Annotated in this window: 22 protein-coding genes, 1 pseudogene and 1 riboswitch; of the genes and pseudogenes, 8 read left to right on the top strand and 15 right to left on the bottom strand. The window is 70.7% G+C overall.

Annotated elements, in window-relative coordinates:
- Window positions 1-201 precede the first annotated feature (201 nt).
- Window positions 202-636 (top strand): DUF192 domain-containing protein, encoded by a 435-nt coding sequence (locus FPZ22_RS09295; protein ID WP_425463043.1) that lies wholly within the window; start codon window positions 202-204, stop codon window positions 634-636.
- Window positions 637-643: 7 nt separating this feature from the next.
- Here FPZ22_RS09295 and FPZ22_RS09290 read toward each other — a convergent pair whose 3' ends face one another.
- Window positions 644-871, bottom strand: coding sequence for a rubredoxin (locus FPZ22_RS09290; RefSeq protein ID WP_144892394.1), 228 nt, complete (start codon window positions 869-871; stop codon window positions 644-646).
- A 33-nt stretch (window positions 872-904) separates the two neighbouring features.
- Between FPZ22_RS09290 and thiE the strand changes: the two genes are divergently transcribed.
- Entirely contained in the window at window positions 905-1567 is a 663-nt protein-coding gene (gene thiE / locus FPZ22_RS09285) for a thiamine phosphate synthase (protein ID WP_246120680.1), read from the top strand.
- A gap of 1 nt (window position 1568) precedes the next feature.
- A complete protein-coding gene (hemL, locus tag FPZ22_RS09280) occupies window positions 1569-2861 on the top strand; it encodes a glutamate-1-semialdehyde 2,1-aminomutase (RefSeq protein ID WP_144892392.1) in 1293 nt (430 codons plus the stop codon).
- A gap of 49 nt (window positions 2862-2910) precedes the next feature.
- Here hemL and FPZ22_RS09275 read toward each other — a convergent pair whose 3' ends face one another.
- The 3 genes from FPZ22_RS09275 to FPZ22_RS09265 form a co-directional block, all read right to left on the bottom strand.
- Window positions 2911-4143 carry an acetylornithine transaminase gene (locus FPZ22_RS09275; RefSeq protein ID WP_144892390.1) on the bottom strand — a complete coding sequence of 411 codons (1233 nt, stop codon included), beginning with the start codon at window positions 4141-4143 and terminating at the stop codon, window positions 2911-2913.
- 74 nt (window positions 4144-4217) lie between these two features.
- Window positions 4218-5036 carry an SDR family oxidoreductase gene (locus FPZ22_RS09270; protein ID WP_144892388.1) on the bottom strand — a complete coding sequence of 273 codons (819 nt, stop codon included), beginning with the start codon at window positions 5034-5036 and terminating at the stop codon, window positions 4218-4220.
- 40 nt (window positions 5037-5076) lie between these two features.
- Window positions 5077-5739 (bottom strand): protein kinase family protein, encoded by a 663-nt coding sequence (locus FPZ22_RS09265; RefSeq protein WP_144892386.1) that lies wholly within the window; start codon window positions 5737-5739, stop codon window positions 5077-5079.
- Between the two features lie 50 nt (window positions 5740-5789).
- On the opposite strand from FPZ22_RS09265, the gene FPZ22_RS09260 reads away from it, so the two are divergent.
- A complete protein-coding gene (locus FPZ22_RS09260; protein ID WP_168198878.1) occupies window positions 5790-7790 on the top strand; it encodes a bifunctional DedA family/phosphatase PAP2 family protein in 2001 nt (666 codons plus the stop codon).
- On the opposite strand, the gene FPZ22_RS09255 is transcribed toward FPZ22_RS09260, so the two are convergent.
- From FPZ22_RS09255 to FPZ22_RS09245, 3 genes are read right to left on the bottom strand one after another with little or no spacing between them, the layout of a single operon-like run.
- Entirely contained in the window at window positions 7787-8362 is a 576-nt protein-coding gene (locus FPZ22_RS09255; RefSeq protein WP_144892382.1) for an LON peptidase substrate-binding domain-containing protein, read from the bottom strand. The genes FPZ22_RS09260 and FPZ22_RS09255 overlap by 4 nt on opposite strands.
- A 49-nt stretch (window positions 8363-8411) precedes the next feature.
- Window positions 8412-9752, bottom strand: coding sequence for a UDP-N-acetylmuramate:L-alanyl-gamma-D-glutamyl-meso-diaminopimelate ligase (gene mpl, locus FPZ22_RS09250; RefSeq protein ID WP_144894090.1), 1341 nt, complete (start codon window positions 9750-9752; stop codon window positions 8412-8414).
- A 40-nt stretch (window positions 9753-9792) separates the two neighbouring features.
- Window positions 9793-10359, bottom strand: a complete 567-nt coding sequence (locus tag FPZ22_RS09245; protein ID WP_144892380.1) for an adenylate kinase — start codon at window positions 10357-10359, stop codon at window positions 9793-9795.
- 124 nt (window positions 10360-10483) lie between these two features.
- Here FPZ22_RS09245 and FPZ22_RS09240 point away from each other — a divergent pair, with 124 nt between their 5' ends.
- Window positions 10484-11740, top strand: coding sequence for a 6-phosphofructokinase (locus FPZ22_RS09240; RefSeq protein ID WP_144892378.1), 1257 nt, complete (start codon window positions 10484-10486; stop codon window positions 11738-11740).
- Between the two features lie 25 nt (window positions 11741-11765).
- Here the strand turns inward: FPZ22_RS09240 and FPZ22_RS09235 are convergent, their stop codons facing one another.
- Window positions 11766-12266: a hypothetical protein gene (locus FPZ22_RS09235; RefSeq protein ID WP_144892376.1), complete on the bottom strand. Its 501-nt coding sequence runs from the start codon at window positions 12264-12266 to the stop codon at window positions 11766-11768.
- A 196-nt stretch (window positions 12267-12462) separates the two neighbouring features.
- Here FPZ22_RS09235 and FPZ22_RS09230 point away from each other — a divergent pair.
- Window positions 12463-14489 (top strand): annotated as a pseudogene (locus FPZ22_RS09230) (sodium-translocating pyrophosphatase).
- A 708-nt stretch (window positions 14490-15197) separates the two neighbouring features.
- The gene (gene ppa / locus FPZ22_RS09225) at window positions 15198-15731 is read left to right on the top strand and encodes an inorganic diphosphatase (RefSeq protein WP_144892374.1); all 534 of its coding nucleotides are present in this window, start codon (window positions 15198-15200) and stop codon (window positions 15729-15731) included.
- 46 nt (window positions 15732-15777) lie between these two features.
- On the opposite strand, the gene FPZ22_RS09220 is transcribed toward ppa, so the two are convergent.
- From FPZ22_RS09220 to FPZ22_RS09190, 7 genes are all read right to left on the bottom strand, one after another.
- Entirely contained in the window at window positions 15778-16470 is a 693-nt protein-coding gene (locus FPZ22_RS09220; protein WP_246120679.1) for an ion channel, read from the bottom strand.
- 7 nt (window positions 16471-16477) lie between these two features.
- Window positions 16478-17065, bottom strand: a complete 588-nt coding sequence (locus FPZ22_RS09215; RefSeq protein ID WP_144892370.1) for a DUF4136 domain-containing protein — start codon at window positions 17063-17065, stop codon at window positions 16478-16480.
- A 106-nt stretch (window positions 17066-17171) separates the two neighbouring features.
- Window positions 17172-19058 carry a phosphomethylpyrimidine synthase ThiC gene (gene thiC / locus FPZ22_RS09210; RefSeq protein ID WP_144892368.1) on the bottom strand — a complete coding sequence of 629 codons (1887 nt, stop codon included), beginning with the start codon at window positions 19056-19058 and terminating at the stop codon, window positions 17172-17174.
- A gap of 80 nt (window positions 19059-19138) precedes the next feature.
- Window positions 19139-19239: riboswitch (TPP riboswitch) on the bottom strand.
- Between the two features lie 83 nt (window positions 19240-19322).
- The gene (locus tag FPZ22_RS09205; RefSeq protein WP_168198977.1) at window positions 19323-20654 is read right to left on the bottom strand and encodes a fibronectin type III domain-containing protein; all 1332 of its coding nucleotides are present in this window, start codon (window positions 20652-20654) and stop codon (window positions 19323-19325) included.
- Window positions 20655-20767: 113 nt separating this feature from the next.
- Entirely contained in the window at window positions 20768-21823 is a 1056-nt protein-coding gene (locus FPZ22_RS09200; RefSeq protein ID WP_144892364.1) for a 2-oxoacid:ferredoxin oxidoreductase subunit beta, read from the bottom strand.
- Window positions 21820-23655 carry a 2-oxoacid:acceptor oxidoreductase subunit alpha gene (locus FPZ22_RS09195; protein ID WP_144892362.1) on the bottom strand — a complete coding sequence of 612 codons (1836 nt, stop codon included), beginning with the start codon at window positions 23653-23655 and terminating at the stop codon, window positions 21820-21822. The genes FPZ22_RS09200 and FPZ22_RS09195 overlap by 4 nt, the downstream gene beginning before the upstream one ends.
- Window positions 23652-25490, bottom strand: coding sequence for an FAD-dependent oxidoreductase (locus tag FPZ22_RS09190; RefSeq protein ID WP_144892360.1), 1839 nt, complete (start codon window positions 25488-25490; stop codon window positions 23652-23654). The genes FPZ22_RS09195 and FPZ22_RS09190 overlap by 4 nt, the downstream gene beginning before the upstream one ends.
- A 148-nt stretch (window positions 25491-25638) precedes the next feature.
- Between FPZ22_RS09190 and FPZ22_RS09185 the strand changes: the two genes are divergently transcribed.
- Entirely contained in the window at window positions 25639-26622 is a 984-nt protein-coding gene (locus tag FPZ22_RS09185; protein WP_144892358.1) for a homoserine kinase, read from the top strand.
- The last annotated feature ends 32 nt before the right edge of the window (window positions 26623-26654 follow it).

Genomic DNA, 26654 nt, shown 5'->3' with positions numbered 1-26654 from the left:
TGAAGCGGTCTTTTTCGTTCTTCTCCGCTTCGCGGCTTCCGGCGTGCCGGTCGCTGCTTGGCGGGGCGCGCATTGTGCGCCGGCGTGACCGGTTTGGGAAGGGGGTCGCGGCTCTTTTCCGACTTGACCGGTCGCGCCGCCTCGCGGAGTGTCCATGTTCCCGCCATTCATTGCAGGTCGACGATGCGCAATTTCCTCTCGATGTTCGTGCTGTGGTGGGCCTGCGTGTCCGCGACCGCCTGCGCCAGTGACGGGCGCTGGGTGGAGCTGGCCGGGCAGCGCTATGCGGTGGAGGTCGCGGAGACAGACGAGGCGCGCGCTCGCGGCCTCATGTTCCGCGACTCGCTGGCCGAGGGCCACGGCATGCTGTTCATCCACGAGCGCGAGGAACGCCAGGCGTACTGGATGAAGAACACGCGCATTCCGCTGGACATCCTGTATTTCGATTCGGAGTTGCGGCTGGTCAGCCAACAACGGAATGTGCCGCCATGTTCCGCGGGAGACCGCTGTCCGCCCTACCCGAGCTCGGGACCGGCGCGATACGTACTCGAACTGAACGCAGGCGAGGCCCGCAGGCTGGGTCTCGAGGAGGGCACCGTACTCGCGCTGGGTCCTGCGATCGATCCCGCCCGCTGAACAGGCGTCAGACTGCGACCATCTCGAAGTCGTCCTTGGTCACGCCGCAGTCCGGACAGGTCCAGGTGTCGGGGACGTCCTCCCAGCGCGTTCCCGGCGCCAGGCCTTCCGCCGGCAGTCCCCTGGCCTCGTCGTAGATGAAGCCACACACGACGCACATCCATGTCCGGTAGGCGGTAGCGGTCTGGCTCATCGGATAATGCGCTGCTGCTGCGTCGTGGACGCGGGCGGCCATTGTCACACTCCGCCCGTCGACAGGAAACCACTGATGAGCCAAGCCGATGCCGCCATGCACCCTGCGCGCTCCGTGGGCCGCGGGCTCTACCTGCTGACACCCGATGAGACCGACACCGGGCGCCTGCTTGCCCGGGTGGAAGCGGTGGTCGGTCATGCCGCACTACTGCAGTACCGCAACAAGGCCGCTCAGGGCGCGCTCGCGCGAGAGCAGGTGTCGGCGCTGCTGCCGCTGTGCCGCGAGCGCGGCGTGCCGCTGCTGGTCAACGACGACTGGCGTCTTGCGCTCGCCTGCGGGGCCGATGGCGCCCATCTTGGCGAAGACGACGGGGACCTGCGTGCCGCGCGCGATGCGCTGGGAGCGGATGCGATCCTCGGCGCATCCTGTTACGACAGCCTGCCGCGGGCGCGGGCGGCCGCGGCGTCGGGTGCGGACTATCTCGCGTTCGGCGCCTTCTTCCCTTCGTCGACCAAGCCGCTTGCGCGCAGGGCGACGCCGGAGCTGCTGCGCGAAGCCCGGCAGTTCGGGCTGCCGCTGGTGGCGATCGGCGGCATCACGCCGGACAATGCCGGAATGGTGGTCGAAGCCGGCGCGGACCTGGTGGCGGTGATCAGCGGCGTGTTCGATGCGCCGGATCCGGTCGCGGCTGCGCAGGCGTACCACCGGACGTTCCGGAAAACACAGGAAGCGAATTGAAATGAAGCATGAGAAGTCACGGGCCCTGTTCGCCCGCGCGCAGGCACTGATTCCCGGGGGCGTGAATTCCCCGGTACGCGCGTTCAGGTCGGTCGGCGGCGAGCCGTTCTTCGTCGAGCGCGCCGACGGCGCCTTCCTGTACGACGTCGACGGCAACCGCTACATCGACTACGTCGGCTCCTGGGGGCCGATGATCGTCGGCCACAACCATCCAGGCGTTCGCGCCGCGGTAGCGGAAGCGATCGGCAGCGGCCTGTCCTATGGCGCGCCCTGCCCGGCGGAAGTCACCATGGCGGAGACCATCACCCGCCTGGTGCCGTCCTGCGAGATGGTGCGCATGGTCAATTCCGGGACCGAGGCCACGCTGTCGGCGGTCCGGCTCGCGCGCGGCGCCACCGGGCGCCAGCGCATCGTCAAGTTCGAGGGCTGCTACCACGGCCACGGCGACTCCTTCCTGGTGAAGGCAGGCAGCGGCATGCTGACACTGGGCGTGCCGACCTCGCCCGGCGTTCCGGCCGGCCTGAGCGAGCTGACCACGACCATCAGCTACAACGATTTCGAAGAGGCGACCGCCCTGTTCGACGACATCGGCGGCGAGATCGCCGCGGTGATCATCGAGCCCGTGGTCGGCAACGCGAACTGTCTGCCGCCGCGCGAGGGCTACCTGGGCCACCTGCGGGAGCTGTGCACGAAGCACGGCGCACTGCTGATCTTCGACGAGGTCATGACCGGCTTCCGCGTCGCGCTCGGCGGCGCCCAGGCCCGTTACGGCGTGACGCCGGACCTCACCACCTTCGGCAAGATCATCGGTGGCGGGATGCCGGTGGGCGCCTATGGCGGCCGCCGCGACCTGATGGAGCGGATCGCGCCGGCCGGCCCGATCTACCAGGCCGGCACCCTGAGCGGCAACCCGGTGGCGATGGCCGCCGGGCTGGCGATGCTCGGACTGATCCAGGAACCCGGCTTCCACGACCGCCTGGAGGCCACGGCCAACGTGCTGTGCGACGGCTTCGAGCAGGCCGCGCGGGAGGCCGGCGTGCCGCTGACCACCAACCGCGTCGGCGCCATGTTCGGCTTGTTCTTCACCGACCGGAAGGTCGACACCTATGCCGGCGCCACGGCCTGCGACACCGGCGCCTTCAACCGCTTCTTCCACGCGATGCTGGACCGCGGTGTGTTCCTGGCGCCGTCGGCCTACGAGGCCGGCTTCGTGTCCAGCGCCCATGACGCGGACATGGTCGAAGCCACGCTCTCTGCGGCGCGCGACGCCTTCAGGGTGGTCGCGGCGGGGTGAGACCGCTGGCCCGCCAGGCGCCGTTCGATCCCGACGGTGTCCTGGCGCGCTACGGCCCGGACTGACCCGCGGATGCGGCGGCCACCGCCCGGCGCAGGCGCGCCAGGCCTTCCGCCACTTCGGCGTCGCCGATGTTCAGCGCCGGCACGAAGCGCAGCACGTCGGGACCGGCCTGCAGAAGCAGCAGGCCCTCGGCGGCTGCCAGGTCGAGGATCACGCCCGCGCGGCCGGCATGCGCGGGTGCAAGCAGCGCACCCAGCATCAGTCCCCGGCCGCGCACGCCGGCGAACACGCCGGACTCCTTGCCGATCGCATCGAGCCCCGCGCGCAGAGCCGATTCCTGCCGCGCGACGTTGGCGGCGATCGCAGGCGACGACAGCTTGCGCAGCGCCACGCGTGCGACGGCCGCGGCCAGTGGGTTGCCGCCGAACGTCGTGCCGTGGTCGCCGAACCCCATCGCTCCGGACGCCTTGGGCCCGACGAGCATCGCACCGATCGGGAAGCCCCCGCCGAGGGCCTTCGCCAGGGTGACGACATCGGGCACCACGCCGTCGTGCCAGTGCGCGAACAGCCGCCCCGTGCGCCCCATGCCGCTCTGGATCTCGTCCAGCACCAGCAGGGCGCCGTGGCGGTCGCACAGCGCGCGCACCGCCTGAAGGAAGCCCGGCGCCGCCGGCACCACGCCGCCCTCGCCCTGCACCGGCTCGAGCATGACCGCGGCCACGTCGCCGCCGGCCATGGCGTCCTCGAGCGCGGCCTCGTCGTTGAAGTCGACGTAGCGGAAGCCGCCCGGCAGCGGTTCGCAGCCTTCCTGGTACTTCGGTTGCGCGGTCGCCGTGACGGCCGCCAGCGTGCGTCCGTGGAAGCTGCCGCGGAAGGTGACGATCACCCGCCGCGCGGGTTCCCGGCCCTGCGCCGTGGCCCATTTGCGCACGAGCTTGATCGCGGCCTCGTTGGCCTCGGCGCCGGAGTTGCACAGGAACACGCGCTCGGCGAAGCGCGAGGCCTCGACCAGCTCCTGCGCCAGGCGCAGCGGCGGCTCGCTGTGGAAGATGTTGCTGGTGTGCCAGAGCTTCCCGGCCTGCCCGACCAGCGCGGCCACCAGGTCGGGGTCGTTGTGGCCCAGGCCGCAGACCGCGATGCCGGCGGCGAAGTCGATGTACTCGCGGCCTTCGCTGTCCCAGACGCGCGCGCCCTGGCCGCGCTCGAGTACCAGTTCGCGCTGGCGATAGACCGGCAGGTAGTGGTCGCGGCCGAGGGCCAGGAGGTCATGCAGGGACATGGGAACGGCCGCGCGTGGGAAAGGGCCGCATTGTCGCATCCGGACCATGGTCGCGCCGGGCTCCGGCGGACGCCTCAGTCGAGGAACAGGTCCGGGAACAGCGGCTTCGACGGATCCACCGCGTAGCCCGACAGGTCGGTGACCCCGGCCTCGGCCAGCACCTCGTCATCGATCAGGAAATTGCCGGTGAACCCGCTCGCGGGGCGCACCAGCACGGCGTGGGCCGCGTCGGCCACGATCTCCGGCGAACGGCCGTTTCCGGGCTCCACGCCCGGAATCATGTTCAGTGCGTCGGTGCCGATGATGGTCCGCGGCCACAGCGCATTGACCGCCACGCCGCGCGGGCCGAACTCCGCCGCCAGGCCCAGGGTCACGAAGCTCATGCCCATCTTGGCCAGGGTGTAGCCGGTGTGCGGCCCCCACCACTTCGGGTCCAGCGAGGGTGGGGGTGCGAGCGTCAGGATGTGCGGACTGGGCGCCTCGAGCAGGTGCGGCAGGCAGGCCTGCGCGCACAGGAAGCTGCCGCGGGCATTGACCTGCTGCATGAGGTCGAAGCGCTTCATCGGCGTCTCGAGCACCCCGCGCAGCCAGATGGCGCTGGCGTTGTTGACCAGGATGTCGATGCCGCCGAAGGCGTCCACGGTGGCCGCGACCGCGGCGCGCACCTGGTCCTCTTCGCGGATGTCGCATTTCAGGGCCAGGGCCTGGCCGCCGGCTTCGGTCACGGCGCGCGCGGCGCTGTGGATCGTGCCCGGCAGCTTCGGGTTGGGCACGTCGGACTTGGCGGCGATGGCGACGTTGGCACCGTCGCGCGCGGCACGCAGTGCGATGGCCAGGCCGATGCCGCGCGAGGCACCGGTGATGAAGAGGGTCTTTCCGGCGAGACTGGGCATGGAGGGCACCTGGTCGGAAGTGGGGGCGGGTCGGGAGGCCTCAGGGCTTCGGCCCCTGGCCTTCGTTGTCCTCCCATTTGAGGAGGCGGCGGGTCACGAAACGGTAGACGGGCTTGCCGGTGGCGAACCAGGCGTCGCGCAGCCAGGAGGTGCGCTTCAGCACGCGGCGCTCCACCGGGGTGATGCGGTCGGGGCAGTAGGTGCGCTTGTGCTTCAGCAGGTGGCGCAGGTCCTCGCGCGCGAGCAGGCGCATCCAGCGCGAGCCGGGGCGGCCGCGGACGGCGAGCTGGAAGTCGATGATCGCCGGGCGACCGTCTTCCAGCACCAGCCAGTTGGCTTCCTTGGCGAGATCGTTGTGGGCGAGGCCGTGACGGCGCAGCTCACGCAGCAGCCGGCGTGCGTTCCGGAACCATGCGAGGTCGCCACGGGGCGGGCGCTGATACATGGCATGACCCGCCAGGTAGCTGCGGTCGAGCACGCGTCCGTCCCAGGCCAGCAGCTGCGGCACGTCGGCCATGCCGGCCACGGCCTCCAGCCCCCGCGCTTCGCGACGGGCCAGCCACCTGGCAGGCAGACGCAACCATGCCGGCACGTGGCGCAGGTCGCGGCGCACGAACAGCATGTCGCCGCGTCGCATCAGCACGATGCGCCCGAAGCTGTCCGCCTTCAGCGCACGGATCTCGACTGAACCACGATCGTCCATCGCGGCATTGTAGGCGGCGGATCGTCATCTCCGACTGTCATAATCCACCGGTGAGTGCCTGGTTCGACAGCCTCGTTGCCTGGATCGGCGCCCATCCCGTGGCCGCCGGCGTGGCCATTTTCCTGATCGCCTTCTGCGACGCGGTCATCATCCTGGGGGCCATCGTGCCGGCGCTGCCGCTGCTGTTCGCGGTCGGCGTGCTGATCGGCTTCGGCGAGATCTCGGGGCCGTACGCGGTGGCCTGCGCGGCCCTGGGTGCCTTCCTCGGGGACGCCAGCAGCTACTGGATCGGCCACCGCTGGGGTCCGCAGCTCCGCGCCACCTGGCCCTTCAGCAGGTACCCGCAGCTGCTCGAGCGCGCGGAGGTGCTGTTCCGCCGCAACGAGATCAAGGGCATCTTCATCGCCCGCTATGTCGGGCCCGTGCGCCCCTTCGTGCCCGCGATCGCCGGCATGTCGCGGATGCCGCTGCGCCGCTACGTGCCGCCGAGCCTGGTGGCCGCGGCGTCGTGGGCGGTCCTCTTCCTCGCTCCAGGCTGGCTGCTCGGCGAGGCCTATGACGCCGTGGCCGCGGTCGCCGACCGGCTGGCGATGGTGGTCGGTGCGCTGCTGGCGGCGATCGCGCTGGCCTGGGCGCTGGTTCTCTACACCTACCGCTGGTTTGCCATGCATGCCGACCAGCTGCTCGCACGCGCGCTGCGCTGGACCCGCGACCATCCGCACCTGGGACGCTACGCCGCGGCGCTGATCTCGCCCAATCGCCCGGAGTCGGCCTCGCTGGTCCTGCTGGCGGCCTGCCTGCTGGCCATCGGCGTTGCCTGGTTCACGCTGCTGGCGACGATGCTGGCACGCGGCGCGCCGCTGGCCCTGGACCTGCGCATCCACGACGCCATGTATTCGCTGCGCAACCCGCTGGCCGACCGGCTGATGGCCGGGCTGGCCACGATCGGCGACCCCGTGGTGCTGGGCCTGCCGATCGCACTGTCCACGCTGTGGCTGCTGTGGCGGCGGCGCTGGATGGCGGCCGCGCACTGGCTGGCCGCACTGGCCTTCGGCCTGGTGTTGACTGCAGCGCTGGGGGCGGCGATCGACATGCCACGGCCGCCGACCGCGCTCAGCGGCTTCGGATTCCCCTCGGTGGGCCTGACCATGGCCACGATCACCTTCGGCTTCTTCGCCGTGCTGATCGCGCGCGAGCTGCCCGGGCGGCAGCGGGTCTGGCCCTATCTGGTGTCCGGCGCGGTGGTCGCGGTACTGGGCTTCTCGCGCCTGTACCTCGGCGCACACTGGCTCACCGACCTGGTCGGCGGCATGTTGCTGGGCATCGCCTGGCTGCTGGCCCTGGGCATCGCCTACCGGCGCCACGTCGCGCGCTCGTTCTGGATGCGGCCGCTGGCGGCGCTGTTCTACGGCGCCTTCCTGCTGGCCGCGCTATGGCACGCACCGCGCGCCGTGGATCCGACCCTGGAACGCTTCGCTCCGCTCGCGCCGCCGGCCAACATCGACCTCGCAAGCTGGTGGGAGGATGGTTGGGCGACCTTCCCCTGGCAGCGCAACGAACGCGACGCCAGCCGGCGCTGGCCGCTCGACGTGCAGATGGCCGGGCCGCTGGCACCGCTGGAGGCGCATCTGGAAGCGCGCGGATGGACGGTCCAGCCGCAGGCGGACTGGCGCGACACTCTGCTGCTGCTGGACGACGACACGCCGCCCCTGGCGCAGAAGGTGCTGCCGGCCACCCTCGATGCCAGCGCCGAAGCGCTGCTGATGCGCCGCACCCTCGAAGACGACCGCATCCTCGTCCTCCGCCTCTGGCGCGCCCCGCGACAACCCCGGGATGGCACGCCGCTGTGGATCGGCACCGTGCAGACCCTCGCCCATGCCCGCCCCTTCGACCTGTTCGCGCTGTGGTCGCCAGTGGCGGATACCGATGGTGCCTATGCACTGCTGCGCGCGGATCTCGCCGGGCTCGACCTGCGCGAAGATCCACACCCGGTCTCGGCCGCACCGGTGCTGCGCATGCGGCTGCCGGACGCGGGTGCGACGGAACCCTAGCCGATCAGCGCCAGCAGGCTTTCCAGACGCGCACGGGGATCGTCGAGGGCGAGCAGCTGCACCCTGCGTTCTTCGGGCATCGGCAGCAGTTCGAGCAGGCGCCAGCCGACCCAGGCGGCATCCTGGAAGCCGGCCCCCGGATCGTCGGGGCGCCCCACCTGGTCGAAGATGCGCTCGAGCAGGGTGCCCAGCAGCGCGTGCTCCGGACGCAGCCTGGCTCCGGCGGGATCGTCCGCGCGCCATTCGACCTCGGCCTCGACCAGACCGTTGCCACGCACTACCGTGCGCGCGACGCGGAACCGGCGCGCGCCGCGCACCTGCAGGGTCAGCAGGCCTTCGTCGTCGGTGCCGAAATCCTCGATCAACGCCTCGGTGCCGAACTCCGCCGGCACCGCGGGCACGCCCACTTCGCCGCCTTCGGCGATCAGGCAGACGCCGAAGCCGGCGCCGCTGCGGCCGCATTCGCCCACCATGTCCAGGTAGCGCGGCTCGAACACGCGCAGACCGAGCACCGCGCCGGGCACGAGGACGGTCTGCAGCGGGAACAGCGGAAGCATGGAGTGCTCACTCATCGGCCGCAGTGTACGCAGCGCGCGTCAAGGCGGTGACGAAGGGCGGGCGTCAGGCCTCGCGGAGCATCGCCAGGAACCGGCGCGGCGCACCGTCGAAGCCACCGTTGGACATGAACACCACGTGGTCGCCTGCGCGCACCAGGACCCGCAGGCTCGCGAGCAAGGCCTCCGCATCGGGCACCGCCGCCCCCTGCCCGCCCAGCGCATCGATGACCGCCCCGGCATCCCACTCCAGTCCGGGCCGATGCAGGAAGACCACGGCGTCGGCCGCCATCAGCGAGGGCGCCAGTGCCGCCGCGTGCGCGCCCAGACGCATGGAATTGCTGCGCGGCTCCATCGCCACCACGACCCGGCCGCCGGTGCCGACCCTGGCGCGCAGGCCCTCGAGCGTCGTCGCGATCGCCGTGGGATGGTGGGCGAAGTCGTCATAGACACTGATCCCGCGCGCCTCGCCCAGCAGTTCCATGCGCCGCTTGACGCTGCGGAAGGCCGCCAGTGCCGGCAGCACGCGGGCCACGTCGACACCGACCGCGTCGCAGGCGGCCAGCGCGCCGAGCGCGTTCATCACGTTGTGCCGACCCAGCAGCGGCCAGCGCACTTCGCCGACGGCCACGCCCGCCCTCAGCACCTCGAAGGCGCTGCCATCCCCGGACAGCAGCCGCGCACTCCAGTCCAGCGGCACGCCGTGCCGGGCATCGATGCCGAAGCGGCGCACCGGCGTCCAGCAGCCCATCGCCAGCACCTCGGCCAGCAGCGGATCCTCGCCGTTGACCACGAGCGTCCCGCGCCGCGGCACGGTGCGCACGAAATGGTGGAACTGGCGCTGGATCGCGGCGACGTCCGGGAAGATGTCGGCGTGGTCGTACTCGAGGTTGTTGAGCACCGCCACCAGCGGGCGGTAGTGGACGAACTTCGAGCGCTTGTCGAAGAAAGCGGTGTCGTACTCGTCGGCCTCGACGACGAACTCGCGGCCCGTCCCGATGCGCGCGGACACCCCGAAATCCTCGGCCACGCCGCCGATCAGGAAGCCCGGGTCGCGGCCGGCGGCCTGCAGCAGCCAGGCGAGGATCGTGGTGGTGGTGGTCTTGCCGTGGGTGCCGGCCACGGCGATGGTGTCGCGCCCCGGCAGCACGTTGTCGCGCAGCCACTCCGCGCCCGAGGTATACGCCGGCCCATGGTCGAGCACGTGCTCCACCGCGGCGTTGCCGCGCGAGAGCGCGTTGCCGATCACGATGCAGTCGCAACCGGGCGAGATGTTCGCGGGTTCGTAGCCCTGGCGCAGTTCGATGCCCAGGCGCTCCAGCTGGGTGGACATGGGCGGGTACACCGCCTGGTCGCTTCCTTCCACCTCGTGGCCCAGCTCGCGCGCCAGGGCGGCAACGCCGCCCATGAAGGTGCCGGCGATGCCGAGGATATGCAGCTTCAAGGCGTCAGGACCGGTCGATCGCCGCCAGGATGCGCCCGAAGACCTCGTCGAGCGTGCCGACGCCGTCCACCACGCCCAGCTTGCCGGCCGCGCCGTAATGGCCGATGACCGGCGCGGTCTGCTCGTCATAGACCTGCAGGCGCTTGCGCACGGATTCCGGATTGTCGTCGGCGCGGCCTTCGGCCTGGGCGCGGCCGGCCAGACGTTCGATCAGCAGTTCGTTGTCGACCTCGAGCTGGACCGCGGCGTCGATCGGCTGGCCGATGCGCTCCAGCAGGGCGTCGAGGGCGGCGGCCTGCGCGAGGTTGCGCGGATAGCCGTCGAGGATGAAGCCGCGGGCCATGTCGTCGCGCGAGAGCCGGTCTTCGAGCATGCCCAGCAGGATCGCGTCGGATACCAGCTCGCCGCGGGCCATGACCTCCTGCGCCTGCAGCCCCAGCGGGCTGCCGGCCTTCACCTCCGCCCGCAGCAGGTCGCCGGTCGACACGTGCGGCACCTGCAGGTGCTCCTTCAGGCGCGCGGCCTGCGTCCCCTTGCCGGAACCCGGCGCACCCAGCAGTACCAGTCGCATCGCTTGCTCCCTTTGATCGCGAGGCATGGACACAGCGGGGCGTAGAATCCGGCGCCTGTGGCCACCACCGCGCCAGCTTACCGTAATCCCCCCGACGCCCGAAGCCCTTTTTTCCGGACCCGCGATGCCCAGACCCGTCCTGCTCTACGCCCAGTCCGGCGGCGTCACCGCCGTCATCAACGCCACCGCCTCGGCGGTGCTCACCGAAGCCCGCGCGCATGGAGTGCGCGTGCTCGCCGCGCACAACGGCATCCTCGGCGCCCTGCGCGAGGAGCTGTTCGACACCTCGAAGGAGACGGCCGCGGCCGTGCGCGCCCTGGCGCATACGCCTGGCGGCGCCTTCGGTTCCTGCCGCTACAAGCTGAAGTCGCTCCAGGAGGATCGCGCGAAGTACGAGCGCCTGCTGGAAGTACTGCGCGCGCACGACGTGCGCTGGTTCCTCTACAACGGCGGCAACGATTCGGCCGACACCGCCAACAAGGTCTCGAAGCTGGCCGTGGAATTCGGCTACCCGTTGACCTGCATCGGTGTGCCCAAGACCGTCGACAACGACCTGGTGGTCACGGACTGCTGCCCCGGGTTCGGATCGGCCGCGAAGTACACCGCGGTCTCGGTGCGCGAAGCGTCGCTGGACGTCGCGGCGATGGCCGACACCTCGACGAAGGTCTTCGTCTATGAGGCCATGGGCCGGCACGCAGGCTGGCTGGCCGCGGCCGCGGGCCTGGCGGGCGATGGCCCCGACACGGCGCCCCACCTGATCCTGTTTCCCGAACGTCCCTACGACGAGGCCGGCTTCCTGGCGCGCGTGCAGCAGGTGGTCGACCGCGTCGGCTACTGCGTCGTCGTGGCCAGCGAGGGCATCCGCGCCGCCGACGGCGGCTTCGTCGCCGATGCCGGCGGCGGCAAGGACTCCTTCGGCCATACCCAGCTCGGCGGCGTGGCCTCGTACCTCGCCGGACGGGTCAAGGACCGCCTCGGCCTCAAGGTGCACTGGACCCTGCCCGACTACCTGCAGCGCTCGGCGCGGCACATCGCCTCGCAGACCGACCTCGACCAGGCCATCGCCGTGGGCAGGGCCGCGGTGGGCTACGCGCTGGAGGGCCGGAACGCGGTCATGCCGGCCATCATCCGCACCTCCGACGCACCCTACCGCTGGAAGATCGAACCCGCGCCGCTGGACCGGATCGCCAACCGCGAGAAGACGATGCCGAAGGGCTTCATCCGCCGCGACGGCTACGGGATCACCGCCGCCGCGCGCAGGTATCTCGAGCCGCTGATCCGCGGCGAGGCCTACCCGCCCTACGGCCGCGACGGCCTGCCGAAGTACGTCGCCCTGAAGAACACCCCGGTGGCGAAGAAGCTGCCGGCCTGGGAGGGCTGAGAAGCCGACCCGCCCAGGCGCGGCCTCAGTCGCAGGCTTTGCCTTCGACGGCCACTTCGGCGGCGTACATGGCCGGCGCCATGCGCGGACCAGCCGCCGTCTGCGCGGATTCGTCGACGTAGACCCGCAGCCGGCCCTGACCGTCGCGCTCGGGCGCCTCGCCGGCAGGCCGGCGCCAGATCTTCACCACCGCCTGCTGCGACGGGCAACCCGCACGCGGCACCCGCAGCAGGTCGTTGAGCACCCAGCCGCCCGCGACCGAAGGCATGGCCTTCGCGGCGTCGACGAAGCGCGCGCGCGACTGGCAGCGTTCGCTGGTGCGGACCACCGCGTGGCGGTATGGCGCACCGGGGTCCCCGGTGAAGACGCCTTCGATGCGGGCGCAGGCTTCGGGGATCTGGCGCAGCGTATGCACCGCGCCGATCGTCGGGGGCTGCGCCGCTTCGCGGACGATCTCCGGCTCCGCACCGGCGGCCGGCGCCGGCGCTGCGAATACGGCGGAAAGGAGAACAAGGGCGAGGCGCATGGGAACTCCGCGGGGTGCTCTTTTCCCCGGCAGGCTCGCACGCCCCCGCTGAATCGGCTCTCCACATCCCATCGCCGCGGCCTGCGGCATGCGGCATGCGTTGCAGCGCGGCAATACCATCGCCGGAGGCTGTGCCATAGTCGGCCGGTTACGGCATCACTCAGCTAATTCCGTCCAACCCTGGGGAGGGGTTTTCATGCTCGAGCAGCAAGGATTGTGGCTGGCACTCGCCTGTGCCGGTCTGGCGATCGTCTACGGCGTCTTTTCCGCGCGCTGGATCCTGGCGCGGCCCGCGGGCAACGATCGCATGCAACGCATCGCCGCGGCGATCCAGGAAGGCGCCAGCGCCTACCTGCGGCGGCAGTATTCCACCATCGCCGTCGTCGGCGTGGCGCTGTTCCTGGTGATCGGCTTCGTGCCGGCGCTGGGCTGGCCGACGGCGATCGGCTTCGCCATCGGCGCGGTGCTCTCGGGCGTGGCCGGCTTCATCGGCATGTTCGTCTCGGTGCGCGCCAACGTGCGCACCACACAGGCGGCCACCGTCGGCCTCAACGAAGCGCTGGCGGTCAGCTTCCGCGGCGGCGCGGTCACCGGCCTGCTGGTGGTCGGACTGGGCCTGCTGGGCGTGGCCGGCTACTTCATGTTCGTGGTCGGCGACGGGCGCGACGGGGCTTCCGTCGCGGCGGCGCTGCAGCCCATGATCGGCCTGGCCTTCGGCTCGTCCCTGATCTCGATCTTCGCGCGCCTCGGCGGCGGCATCTTCACCAAGGGCGCCGACGTCGGCGCCGACCTGGTGGGCAAGGTCGAGGCCGGCATCCCGGAGGACGATCCGCGCAACCCGGCGGTGATCGCCGACAACGTCGGCGACAACGTCGGCGACTGCGCGGGCATGGCCGCCGACCTGTTCGAGACCTATGCGGTCACCATCATCGCCTCGATGCTGGTCGCGGGCATCGCCTTCGCCACCTATGGCTGGGCCGGCGTGGTGCTGCCGCTGGTACTGGGGTCGGCGTCCATCGTCGCGTCGATCATCGGCACCTTCTTCGTCAAGGTGCGCCCGGGCGGAAAGATCATGAACGCGCTCTATCGCGGCCTCGCGGTCTCGGGCGTGCTCGCCGCGATCGCGTTCTGGTTCATCACCGACAGCATGTTCGAGCCCGCGCTCGCCATGCCGCTGTTCTGGTGCGCCATCGTCGGCCTGGTGCTGACGGCGCTGCTGGTGGTCATCACCGAGTACTACACCGCGACCGAATATGCGCCGGTGCAGGAAGTGGCGCGCGCCTCGGAGACCGGCCATGGCACGAACGTGATCGCAGGACTCGCGGTGTCGATGAAGTCGACCGCGGCGCCCGTGATCGTGGTCGCCGCGGCGATCTGGACCTGCTATGCCATCGCCGGCCTGTACGGCCTCGCGATCGCGGCCACCGCGATGCTGTCGATGGCCGGCATGATCGTGGCGCTCGACGCCTACGGCCCGATCACCGACAACGCCGGCGGCATCGCCGAGATGAGCGGCCTGCCCCCGGAGATCCGTGAGACCACGGACGCGCTCGACGCCGTGGGCAACACCACCAAGGCGGTGACCAAGGGCTATGCGATCGGTTCGGCCGGCCTCGCCGCGCTGGTGCTGTTCGCCGACTACGCGCACAAGCTCGAGAACTCGGGCACCGCGGTGAACTTCTCCATCGACAACCCGAACGTCGTCATCGGCCTGCTGATCGGCGGCATGATCCCCTACCTGTTCGGCGCGCTGGCGATGCAGGCCGTGGAGCCGCGGGCGCCGTGGTGGAGGAGGTGCGCCGCCAGTTCCGCGAGATCCCCGGCATCATGGAAGGCACCGGCAAGCCGCAGTACGACCGCGCGGTCGACCTGCTGACGAAGTCGGCGATCAAGGAAATGGTCATTCCCTCGCTGCTGCCGCTGGTGATCCCGATCATCGTCGGCCTCACGCTTGGCGCGGACGCGCTGGGCGGCCTGCTGATGGGCACGATCGTGACCGGCCTGTTCCTGGCGATCTCGATGTGCACCGGCGGCGGTGCCTGGGACAACGCCAAGAAGTACATCGAGGAAGGCCATCACGGGGGCAAGGGCTCCGAGGCCCACAAGGCCGCGGTTACCGGCGACACCGTGGGCGATCCCTACAAGGACACGGCGGGCCCGGCCGTGAATCCGCTGATCAAGGTCACGAACATCGTGGCCCTGCTGCTGGTCCCTCTGCTCTAGGACCCGCCCGCGGCGACACCCGGAAAGCGGCCCTTCGGGGCCGCTTTCTTTGGTTCGTCTCCAGACTCCGGGGCGATGGCGTGCAGTTGGCGCGCAGTTGGCTCGTTGTCGCGCCTGGAAGAGCGAAGAGCCGCTTCGTTGTGATCCGCGCAGCCCGTCCCGCGCACAGGGGGTGTGCTCCCCCGGCAGTCTCCGCGTCCTGCTCCCACCGCCGGCCGCCGGCCATCCATGGCCGGCTGTCCGCACACCCCCTGTGCGCGGGACGGGCTCCGACGTTCTGCGGCTTCGGGACGGAAGATCCAAAGCGGCGGAACCGGGCAGCTCCCGGTCATGACGCTCTCTGTTTCCACGTGGACGTCGACGTGGCCCGCTTCCCGACCGCGACCAAAGGTCGTGCCCGCCGCGGATGCAGGGGGGATGCCCAGAGCCGGCCATGGATGGCCGGCGGCCGGATCTGGGAGCAGGACGCGGAGAATCCGGCTGGGCATCCCCCCTGCGTCCGTGGCGGGCGGCCCGGACTCCACCGGAACGTCTCCTCGATCGGGGGAAGAGCCATTTCTTCCCGCCGGACGGCTCAGGTGCATCGACGTCGGCGACCGCGCGCTTTTCCCGTGAGGCTTTGCTGCGTCGCAACAGCGACGCGTAGAATGGCGGCCCCTACCCCCTGCGGACCGGGCCCCGACGCCCTGACGCACCACTGGAGCCACCATGGGCCTGGACCATGTCAAAACCGGCAACAACCCGCCGGACGAGATCAACGTCATCATCGAGATCCCCAAGGACGCCGAGCCCGTCAAGTACGAGGTCGACAAGGAGTCCGGGGCGATCTTCGTGGACCGCGTGCTGTCCACGCCCATGCGCTACCCCTGCAACTACGGCTATGTGCCCGAGACCGTCTGCGGCGACGGCGACCCCGCCGACGTGATGGTGATCCTGCCGCTGCCGCTGGTGCCCGGCTCGGTCATCCGCTGCCGCCCGGTCGGCGTGCTGAAGATGACCGACGAGGCGGGCAGCGACGAGAAGCTGCTCGCGGTGCCGGAACCGAAAGTGTTCGCCGGCTACGCGCACATCACCGACATCAAGCAGGTCTCCGGCCACTGGCTCGAGCGCATCGGCCACTTCTTCGAGCATTACAAGGACCTGGAGAAGGGCAAGTGGGTGAAGCTCGAGGGCTGGGGCGACGCCACCGAGGCCAAGGCGCTGCTCGTCGACGCGATCGAGCGCTACAGGAACGGGGCCTGAGCACCGCCGGGCAGCACCGCGGCCGCGGCCGGGCGCCGACTGTGCCTCAGCCGCGGTCGCGTCCGCGGTGGCGCACGATGCTGAGCGCGATCAGCCGCGAGACCACCGCGGCGATGTAGCCCACGCCGGCGAACTGCTCCAGCATCACCAGCACCCGCGCATACGGCGACAGTGGAACCACGTCGCCGTTTCCGGTGCCCGAGAGCGTCGAGAAACTCAGGAACAGCAGTTCCAGCCAGCGCCGCGGGCGCTCGGGTTCGAGCATGCCGGTGAAGCCGCCCGGCGCCAGCGCCTGGCAGACCAGGAAGGCATAGGCGAAGCCCCAGGCCAGCAGGGTGAACGTCGCGGCCGCCGCGAACAGCTCGTCCACCGTCACCGTGTGGTCCTCAAGCATGTACACGATCAGGGCGCCGGCGGCGTAGAAGTACAGCAGCGATTCCAGCACCGCCGAGGCCACTGCCAGCGCCGGCAGGCCGAGCGCCAGCGCCGCCACCGCCAGCAGCATCGCCGGCACCGCCAGCGCCCAGGCGAACCAGTTCGCGGCGCGGCTGCGGAACACCACCCAGACCGCCAGCGGCACCGCCACCAGGGTGAACGCGCTGAACAGGACCCGCGTGTCGCGGCCGTCCACCAATGGGTAGACCAGCAGGCTCGCGAGTTGCACCGCGAGCAGGAGGGCGGAAGGATGCCGGGCCGCGATCGCGGACCAGCGCAGCGGCAGGTGCGGGCCGCCGCTCACGTGGGTGTTACCGCGTCCCGGCCCGGTGCGGGTACGCCGCGAAGATGTCGGCGATGGCGCTGTCGATCGCGGCATCACGCGCGGCGGGGTCCTGCCTGCGGGCGACCCGGCCCACGGCGATGCCCTCCCACACCAGGGCATTGCGGCGCACGTCCACGAGGTCGATGTTCATCGTCCCCTCGGTGTAGCGGTGGACCGTGGTGCGGTCGTGCCAGTACGGGACGGCCAGGTAGCCGCGGTGCCGGTAGCTGTAGTAGTAGGCATAGTCGACGTCGGGGATGGTGCTCACGTCGGTGCGGGGCTGCATGTAGGCATTGATGTTGAGCCACAGGTCCGGGTCGGACTCGCTGTAGCGGTAGCCGCGGGCCTCCATCTCGGCGCGCGCGGCGGCCTTCATGCGGCCGCTGACCAGGCTGGCGTAGCCCTCGCGCTCGATCGCCAGGGGCGAATAGAAGGCGAACGTGCGGTAGGCGGAGAAGTCCGCGCGCGGGTCGAAGTCGGAGCTGATGCGCGGCCCGGTGGCGCAAGCCGAGAGCAGCCCCAGCAGGAGCGCGGCCAGCAGCCAGCGGAACGGCGGGAGGTGGAAGCGTGCCATGGCGTGTCTCCGATCGTGGATGCGTCGACGCTATCACGCCCGCGGGCGGATCCACGTGACGCGGGGCGCCCGTCCGGGCGCCGCCGCGCGTGCCGCTCCACGGAACTCAGCCGCGGCGGTAGACCTCGGCGCCCTGGGCCCGGAACTCGGCGGCCTTCTCCGCCATGCCGGCCTCCAGCGCCGCAGCCTCCTCGCCGATTCCATGCTCCGCCGCGAAGTCGCGCACGTCCTGGGTGATCTTCATCGAGCAGAAGTGCGGACCGCACATGGAACAGAAGTGGGCCAGCTTGTGCGCGTCCTTCGGAAGCGTCTCGTCGTGGAATTCCTTCGCCTTCTCCGGGTCCAGCCCGAGGTGGAACTGGTCCTCCCAGCGGAACTCGAAGCGGGCCTTGGAGAGCGCGTTGTCGCGCACCTGGGCGCCGGGATGGCCCTTGGCCAGGTCGGCGGCATGGGCGGCGATCCGGTAGGCCATGATCCCGTCGCGCACGTCCTGGCGGTTGGGCAGGCCCAGGTGCTCCTTGGGCGTGACGTAGCAGAGCATCGCGGTGCCGAACCAGCCGATCATGGCCGCGCCGATGGCGCTGGTGATGTGGTCGTAACCGGGCGCGATGTCGGTCGTCAGCGGACCGAGGGTGTAGAACGGCGCCTCGCCGCACTCGGCCAGCTGCTTGTCCATGTTTTCCCTGATCAGGTGCATCGGCACGTGGCCGGGGCCCTCGACCATGGTCTGGACGTCGTGCTTCCAGGCGATCTTCGTCAGTTCGCCCAGGGTCTCGAGCTCGCCGAACTGGGCGGCGTCGTTGGCGTCGGCGATGCAGCCCGGGCGGAGACCGTCGCCGAGCGAGAAGGCCACGTCATAGGCCTTCATGATCTCGCAGATGTCCTCGAAGTGCGTGTAGAGGAAGTTCTCGCGATGGTGGGCCAGGCACCACTTGGCCATGATCGAGCCGCCGCGGCTGACGATGCCGGTCACCCGCTTCGCGGTCAGCGGCACGTAGCGCAGCAGCACGCCCGCGTGGATGGTGAAGTAGTCCACGCCCTGCTCGGCCTGCTCGATCAGGGTGTCGCGGAAGATCTCCCAGGTCAGCTCCTCGGCGCGGCCGTCGACCTTCTCCAGCGCCTGGTAGATCGGCACCGTGCCGATCGGCACCGGCGAGTTGCGGATGATCCACTCGCGGGTCTCGTGGATGTGCTTCCCCGTGCTGAGGTCCATGACGTTGTCGGCGCCCCAGCGGATCGCCCACACCAGCTTCTCCACTTCCTCGGCGATGCCCGAGCTGACCGCGCTGTTGCCGATGTTGGCGTTGATCTTGGTGAGGAAGTTGCGGCCGATGATCATCGGCTCGCTCTCGGGATGGTTGATGTTGCAGGGCAGGATGGCGCGACCGCGGGCGATCTCGTCGCGGACGAACTCCGGGGTGATGCGCGCCGGGATCGATGCGCCGAAGGACTGCCCCGGATGCTGCGCGAGCAGCGGATGGCCGCCCGCCGCCAGCAGCTCGAGCCGCTGGTTCTCGCGGATCGCCACGTACTCCATCTCGGGCGTCACGATCCCGCGCCGCGCGTAGTGCATCTGGGTGACGTTGGCACCCTCTTTCGCCCGACGCGGCAGCGTGCGGGCCGGGAACCGCACCGCATCCAGCTTCGCGTCGCCGTCGCGCGCGCGGCCGAACTCCGACGTCAGCGCCGGCAGCGGCACCGTGTCGCCACGCTCTTCGATCCAGCGCGCGCGCAGCGCCGGCAGCCCCGCTGACAGGTCGATGCGCGCATCCGGATCCGTGTAGGGCCCGGAGGTGTCGTAGACCGTGATCGGCGGATTGTCCTCGCCGCCGAACAGGGTCGGCGTCTTCGTCTGCACGATCTCGCGCATGGCAACGCGCAGGTCCGGGCGCGAGCCTTCGACGAAGACCTTGCGCGAACCCGGGATCGGCCGGGTGACGGAATCGGAAAGCTGCTGGGCCTGCTGCTGCAGGGGCGAGGGCATGGCGTTCATCGGCATCGTCCTGTGGTGGGGCGGGACGAAGCGGCGGCGCATGCTGCGTGCCGCCCGCCACCGGCGTGCGGTGGCGGTGCGGTGCATCCTGCAAAGCTTCCCTACGCCGGTATGAGCCGGATCAGGTTCGAAGGGACTGTCTCAACCTCGCCATACCGGCGCGGTACCCCCGCTTCAGACGGAGATTAAACCACAGTCGCCGCCGGCGGTCCGTGAGACCGGCGGCGTCGCGGGCCGCCGCACGCGTGGCGGCATTCGAACGCGTCATTCCGCCCGCGCCGGGAGGCTCCACCGCTCGGCCTCGGGCAGCAGGCCTTCGCGCAGGCCGGTGCGCGGATATTCGTCGATGATCCGGCCCTGCTCGTTCACCACCACCAGGCTCTGGTAGTTGCCCTGCAGGGTCAGCATGATCGCGTGCGACTGGCTGGCGACGCGATCCAGGTACCAGGCCTTCACGCCCTCGTGGCTGCGGCCGGTCTCGCGCACGCCCACGCCCCAGGCGCCGTCGCCCATGTAGACCACGCCGCGCGGGTCGATGCGGCCGTCGCGGATCGGCCAGGTGCGCTTGTAGGCGTGGTCGTGCTGCTCGAACACCATCGGGATGCGGTGCTGCTCGAACAGCGGCGACCAGTGCTCGCGCACACGGCGGTGCACGTCGCCGTCCCAGTGGCGCGCCGACGGCCAGGCGCCGACGTGGTAGACCGGAAGCACGTGGGTGACGCGGCCGACGCGATCGGCCAGTGCCTTCCGCAGCCAGCGCGTCTGCTCGCCGGCGATGGGATTGGAATGGTCGGTATCGAGCAGCAGCAGGCTCAGGTAATCCCCGAAATCGAGCGCGCCGTAGCCCGGCTGGCCCGGAAACGCCGCCAGCCGGTAGTAGTAGGGCGCGATGCGCAGCCGCGAAGCATCGTCCTGCACGTAGGGAGGCAGGTTCCTGCGCAGCTCGTGGTCGTTGCGGTCGTGGTAGCCGCCGCGCACTTCGTGGTTGCCGATACCCATGACCACGGGCACCGTGCGTCCGTCGGGGGTGACCATCTCGCGCATCACCACGTCGAGGAACTCGTACCAGCGGCCGACGTTGCGCTCGTCGCCATTGGCGTAGGCGAGGTCGCCGCCCCAGACCACGAAGTCGGGATCGAAGCGCATGGCCTGGCGCGTGACGCGGCGCGAGATTTCGTTGCCGCGCACGTCGCCGCCCACGGCGATGCGGACCGGGCGGCTGATGTTCTCCGCCGGCATGGTGCGGAAGCGGCGCTCGCGCTCGTAGCCGCCCACCTTGAACAGGTATTCGGTGTCCGGCGCCAGGCCCGTCAGCTCCACGCGATGGATCACGCGATCGGATGCCGGCAGCGACTGGCGGCTGCCGGTGGCCACGCTCCATTCCTCTTCGCCGGCAACCGCGCGGTAGGCCACGCGCACATTCCGGTCGGACCCGTCCACGTGCCAGTCGATGGTCATGGTCGTGGTCGGATCGCGCTGCCAGGCCAGCAGCAGGCCGTGCGGGTCGAGGGCGGCCCAGGCCAGGGCCGGCAGGCTGAAGAGCGCGCCCAGAAGCAGGGCGGGAAGCATGGTCGCGTAACGACGCGGTCGGAACATGATGGATCCTCGGAGCATGCGGCAGGTGCCCGCACATCCGGCCAGTCTAAGGAGTGGATGTTGCACTTTCCCGCCCGTGCGCCGGGCATCGGCCCCGCGCTGGCGCCTGCGGATCAGCGAAGCGAGGCGTTGATGGCGGAGAGGGCCCCGCTTCCTGGACACAGGCGGGTGGCGTCGAGCGCGTTGAGTGGCTCCCCGACCGTGCCCAGGTGCGCGTGGAGGTCATCCGCCGCCGGGTCGACATGGAGCAGCCCGGTCACCACCTCGCCGCGCGCCTGGCGCTGCTGCAGCACCTCCATCGCGGCGATGCGGTCGCGCGGATCGTAGCCGGCATCGAGCCGGTGCAGGCGCAGGACGCTGCCGTCGTGCTGGGTCACGTCCAGCGTGCCGCCCGCGGCCTGCTCCACCTCGATCGCCTTGCGTGCGGGGATCACGTCGAGCCGGTTCACCGCCTCGTTGTGCTGCCGGACATGGTCGTAACTGCGGGTGCTGCCGGCGTGGTTGTTGAACGCGACGCAGGGGCTGATCACGTCGATGAAGGCCGCGCCCCGATGGGTCAGGGCGCCCTTGATGAGCGGCACCAGCTGGCCCTTGTCGCCGGAGAAGCCGCGGCCGACATAGGTGGCGCCGAGCTGCAGCGCCATCATCACCAGGTCCAGCGGACTGTCGGTGTTGGCCACGCCGCGCCTGGACACCGAGCCCTGGTCGGCGGTGGCCGAGAACTGGCCCTTGGTGAGACCGTAGACGCCGTTGTTCTCGACGATGTAGGCCATGTCCACCCCGCGGCGGATCGCGTGCACGAACTGGCCGATGCCGATCGAGGCCGAGTCGCCGTCCCCGGAGACACCGAGGTATAGCAGTGACCGGTTGGCGAGGTTGGCGCCGGTCAGGACGCTGGGCATGCGCCCGTGCACGGTGTTGAAGCCGTGCGACTGGCCGAGGAAGTAGTCCGGGGTCTTCGAACTGCAGCCGATGCCGGAAAGCTTGGCCAGCCGGTGCGGCTGGATGTCGAGCTCCCAGCAGGCCTGGATGATCGCCGCCGAGATCGAGTCATGGCCGCAGCCGGCGCAGAGCGTGCTGATCTTGCCCTCGTAGTCGCGGCGGGTGAAGCCGACCGCGTTGCGCTGCAGGGTCGGGTGGTGAAGGCGAGGCTTGGCGAGGTACGTCATGCGACCTTCTCCCGGCCGCGGTCGGCCTCCAGCCGCGACCGGATCGCGGCGGTGATGAAACGGGCGGTGATCGGCGTGCCATCGTAGTGAAGCACCGCTGCCAGGCGCGCCGGATCCGTGCCGAAGGCGTCGATCAGCAGCAGCCGCAGCTGCGCGTCCCGGTTCTGCTCGACCACGAACACCTGCTCATGGGCGTCGATGAAGTCGCGCACGGAGTCCGGGAACGGATATGCGCGCACGCGCAGTGTGTCGATCACGATGCCCGCGGCGCGCAGCTGTGCGACGGCTTCCGCCATCGCCGGGCTGGTCGAGCCGTAGAAGATCGCGCCGAAGCGCGCCGGTGGCATCGCCTGCCCGACCACCGGCTGTGGCACCAGGCCCTTGGCGGTCTCGAACTTCTGCAACAAGCGCTGCATGTTGTAGACGTAGTCCGGCCCGCGTTCGGAATACTGCGCCTGCGGGTTGCGCGAGGTGCCTCGGGTGAAATACGCGCCCCTGTCGGGATGCGTGCCCGGCCAGGTCCGCCAGGGGATGCCGTCCCCGTCGACGTCCTTGTAGCGTGCGAACTCGCGGCCGGACTCCAGGTCTTCGGCGGTCATCACCTTGCCGCGGTCGTAGACGCGCGCGTCGTCCCACTCGAACGGCGCGCACAGGCGCTGGTTCATGCCGATGTCGAGGTCGGTGAGCACGAACACGGGCGTCTGCAGGCGATCGGCGAGATCCAGCGCCGCGGCCGAGAAATCGAAGCACTCGCGCGGATCCTCGGGGAACAGGAGGACATGCTTCGTATCGCCGTGGGACGCATGCGCGCAGGCCAGCACGTCGGACTGCTGGGTGCGCGTGGGCATGCCGGTCGACGGCCCTCCGCGCTGCACGTCGATGATGGTCACCGGGATCTCGGCGAAATAGGCCAGGCCGATGAACTCGTTCATCAGCGACACACCCGGCCCCGAAGTGGTGGTGAAGGCGCGCGCGCCGTTCCAGCCGGCGCCGACCACCATGCCGATGGACGCGATCTCGTCCTCGGCCTGGATGATCGCGAACTTCGCGCGTCCGTCCTCGTCGATGCGGAACTTCCGGCAGTATGCCTGGAAGCCCTCCGCCAGCGAGGACGAGGGCGTGATCGGGTACCAGGCGCAGACCGTGGCGCCGCCGTAGACGCAGCCCAGCGCCGCGGCCTCGTTGCCCTCGACGAAGATCCGGTCGCCCACGGCGTCGGCGCGCCGCACGCGCAGTCCGATCGGGTGCGGCAGGTGTCCGCGCACCCAGTCGCGGCCGATGCGCATGGCCTGGACGTTGGGCGGCACCAGCTTCGGCTTGGAACGGTACTGCTCGCCGATCAGCGCCTCGACGACCTCCGGGTCGATGTCCAGCAGCGCCGACAGCGCGCCGACGTACATGATGTTCTTGAACAGCTGGCGCTGGCGCGGGTCGCTCCAGGCGGCGTTGCACAGGTCGGTCAGCGGCACGCCGATGGCGGTGATGTCCTCGCGCAGGCGCGAGGGCGGGAGCGGCTTGCTGCCGTCGTGCAACAGGTAGCCGCCGGGCTCGATCTCGGCGACGTCGGCCTCCCAGGTCTGCGGGTTCATCGCCACCATCAGGTCGACCCCGCCGCGGCGGCCGAGCCATCCGGCCTCGCTGACCCGGACCTCGTACCAGGTCGGCAGGCCCTGGATGTTGGAGGGGAAGATGTTGCGCGGGCCGACCGGCACGCCCATGCGCAGGATCGCCTTGGCGAACAGCTCGTTGGCCGAGGCGGAACCCGAGCCGTTGACGTTGGCGAACTTGACCACGAAGTCGTTGACCGCCCGCAGCGGCGAAGGCGACGTCATGCCGCCTCCCGACCGCGCGCCGGGCGGCGGTCGCCGCCCGCGCGGGTCTCGAGCAGCAGGAACTTCTGCATGTCCCAGGCGCCGGTCGGACAGCGCTCCGCGCACAGGCCGCAGTGCAGGCAGACGTCCTCGTCCTTGACCATCACCCGGCTCGTCTTCAGCGGTTCCGAGACGTACAGCGGCTGGTCGGCGTTCAGCGCCGGCGCGGTCAGGCGGGTGCGCAGGTCGGCCTCGTCGCCGTTGGCGGTGAAAGTGATGCAGTCGGTCGGGCAGATGTCGACGCAGGCGTCGCATTCGATGCACTTGTCGCGGGTGAACACCGTCTGCACGTCGCAGTTGAGGCAGCGCTGCGTCTCCTTCCAGGCGGTCGCCGCATCGAAGCCCAGCTCCACTTCCACGTCCATGCTGTCGAGCTTCTTCGCCGCCTCCGACCACGGCACCGCGAAGCGCTCGTCGTCCGAGACCGCGTTGTCGTAGCGCCATTCGTGGATGCCCATCTTCTGGGATTCCAGGGTGACGCCGGGCGCGGGGCGGTCCCGGGTGTCTTCGCCCTCCAGCAGGCGGTCGATCGAGATCGCCGCCGCGTGGCCATGGGCGACGGCCCAGATGATGTTCTTCGGCCCGAAGGCGGCGTCGCCGCCGAACAGCACGTGCGGCAGGGTCGACTGGTGCGTCACCCTGTCGACCACCGGCATGCCCCACTGGTCGAAGTCGATGCCGAGGTCGCGCTCGATCCAGGGGAAGGCGTTCTCCTGGCCCACGGCGATCAGCACCTCGTCGCAGGGGATCACCTCGTCCGGCTCGCCGGTCGGCACCAGCCGGCGCCGGCCGTCAGGGTCGTATTCGGCGCGCACGCGCTCGAAGCGCATGCCGGTCAGGCGGCCGCTGGCGTGCTCGAAGGCCCTGGGCACGCGGAAGTCGAGGATCGGGATGCCCTCGTGCATCGCGTCCTCCTTCTCCCAGGGGCTGGCCTTCATCTCGTCGAAGCCCGAGCGGACCACGACCTTCACGTCCTCGCCTCCCAGCCTGCGCGCGGAGCGGCAGCAGTCCATCGCCGTATTGCCGCCGCCGAGCACCAGCACCCTGCGCCCGACGCGGGTGACATGGCCGAAGTGGACGTTCGCCAGCCAGTCCAGGCCGACATGGATGCTGGCCGCGCATTCGCGCCGCCCGGGGAGGTCGAGATCGCGCCCGCGGGGCGCGCCGCTGCCGACGAAGACCGCGTCGTAGCCCTCCGCCAACAGGTCGCGCATGGATCCGATGCGGGTGCCGCCGACGAACGCGACGCCCATGTCGAGGATGTAGCCGGTCTCCTCGTCGATCACCCGCTCCGGCAGTCGGAAGCGCGGCACCTGGGTACGCATGAAGCCGCCGGCCTTCGGATCGGCCTCGAACACGGTCACCGCATAGCCCAGGGGCGCAAGGTCGCGGGCGACGGTCAGCGACGATGGTCCGGCGCCGACGCAGGCGATGCGGCGGCCGTTGCCCTGCGCCGCCGGCTTCGGCATGCGCGCGCGCACATCGCCCTTGTGGTCGGCGGCGACGCGCTTCAGGCGGCAGATCGCCACCGGCTCGGGCCGGTCGCGCATCGACGGCGGACCGTTGTTCTCCTCCACCCGGCCGCGGCGGCAGGCCGGTTCGCAGGGCCGGTCGCAGGTGCGGCCCAGGATCCCGGGGAAGACGTTGCTGTGCCAGTTGACCATGTAGGCGTCGGCGTGGCGGCCGGCGGCGATCAGGCGGATGTATTCGGGAACCGGCGTGTGCGCCGGGCAGGCCCACTGGCAGTCGACGACCCGGTGGAAGGTGTCGGGATTGCGGATGTCGGTCGGATCCATGGCGATCCCCGATGGCTGGCTGGCCGGACGCGCCGGTCGTCGCTCGCGTGCCCGAGTCTAGGCGCAATCCCGGCCTCCGTCATCGCGCGCGGCAGCATGGGACAATCCGGGTTCCGCGCCGCCGGCGCGTCAGGCGGCAGACCTCCGCATGGCACTGGCCACCCTCGCCCGCGCATTCTCGCCCGCCGGCATCGGCAACATCGGCGTCGGCTTCGACCTGCTGGGCCATACCGTGGTGGGTCCAGGCGACGTGGCGACGGTGCGCCGCATCGATGCGCCGACGGTGCGCGTGGACGCGGTGCGCGGCGACGTCCGCGGCGCCGGGGACATTCCGCTGGATGCCGGATCCAACACCGCGGGTCGAGCCCTGCTGGCGCTGCGCGAGGCCCTCGGCATCGACCACGGCTTCGCGATCGAGCTCGACAAGGGCATCCCGCTGGGTTCCGGCCTCGGCGGCTCGGCGGCATCCTGCGTGGCCGCCCTGGTCGCTGCGAATGCCCTGCTCGAGCGGCCGCTGTCGCGCGAGGCGCTGTACCCGTTCGCGCTCGAGGGTGAATGGGCCTCGACCCACAGCCGCCAGGGCGACAACGTCGGGCCGATGCTGGTCGGCGGCGTGGCGCTGGCCACGCCCACGCGCCTGCTGCGCCTGGACGTTCCGGAGTGGCTGCACTGCGTGGCCGTGCAGCCCGACCAGGTGCTGGAGACGCGCGAGGCACGGGCGGTGCTGTCCGCGCCGTACCCCCTGTCGCAGGTCGTCGCGCATTCCACCCACCTGGCGCTGTTCCTCACCGGCCTGGCGCGCGCCGACGCGGCGCTGATCGGCGAGGGCCTGCGCGACGTGCTGGTCGAGCCGCGGCGGGCGCCGCTGATCCCCGGATTCGCCGCGGTGAAGCAGGCGGCGATGGCGCATGGGGCGCTGGGCGCGAGCCTCTCGGGCGGCGGGCCGGCGTGCTTCGCCTGGTTCGCGTCGCGGGCCGAGGCCGCAGCGGCGGCGCCGGCCATGGTGGGTGGCTTCAACGCCGCCGGCTGCGCCGCGCGCGCCCATGTCTCGCCCGTGGCGGGGCCGCGTGCCGAACTGCTCGCCCCCGCCGCCGCAGCGCTGCAGGAGGGGCTACAGCCACGATGCCTTTGACGACGGTTTCTCTTCTGCTTCGTCGGTCGCGG

Origin of the sequence: Luteimonas granuli (assembly GCF_007795095.1) — a bacterium.
GTDB classification, from domain to species: domain Bacteria; phylum Pseudomonadota; class Gammaproteobacteria; order Xanthomonadales; family Xanthomonadaceae; genus Luteimonas; species Luteimonas granuli.
Note: the sequence above shows the minus strand (reverse complement) of the source record. Positions and strands in the feature narration are given on the sequence as shown.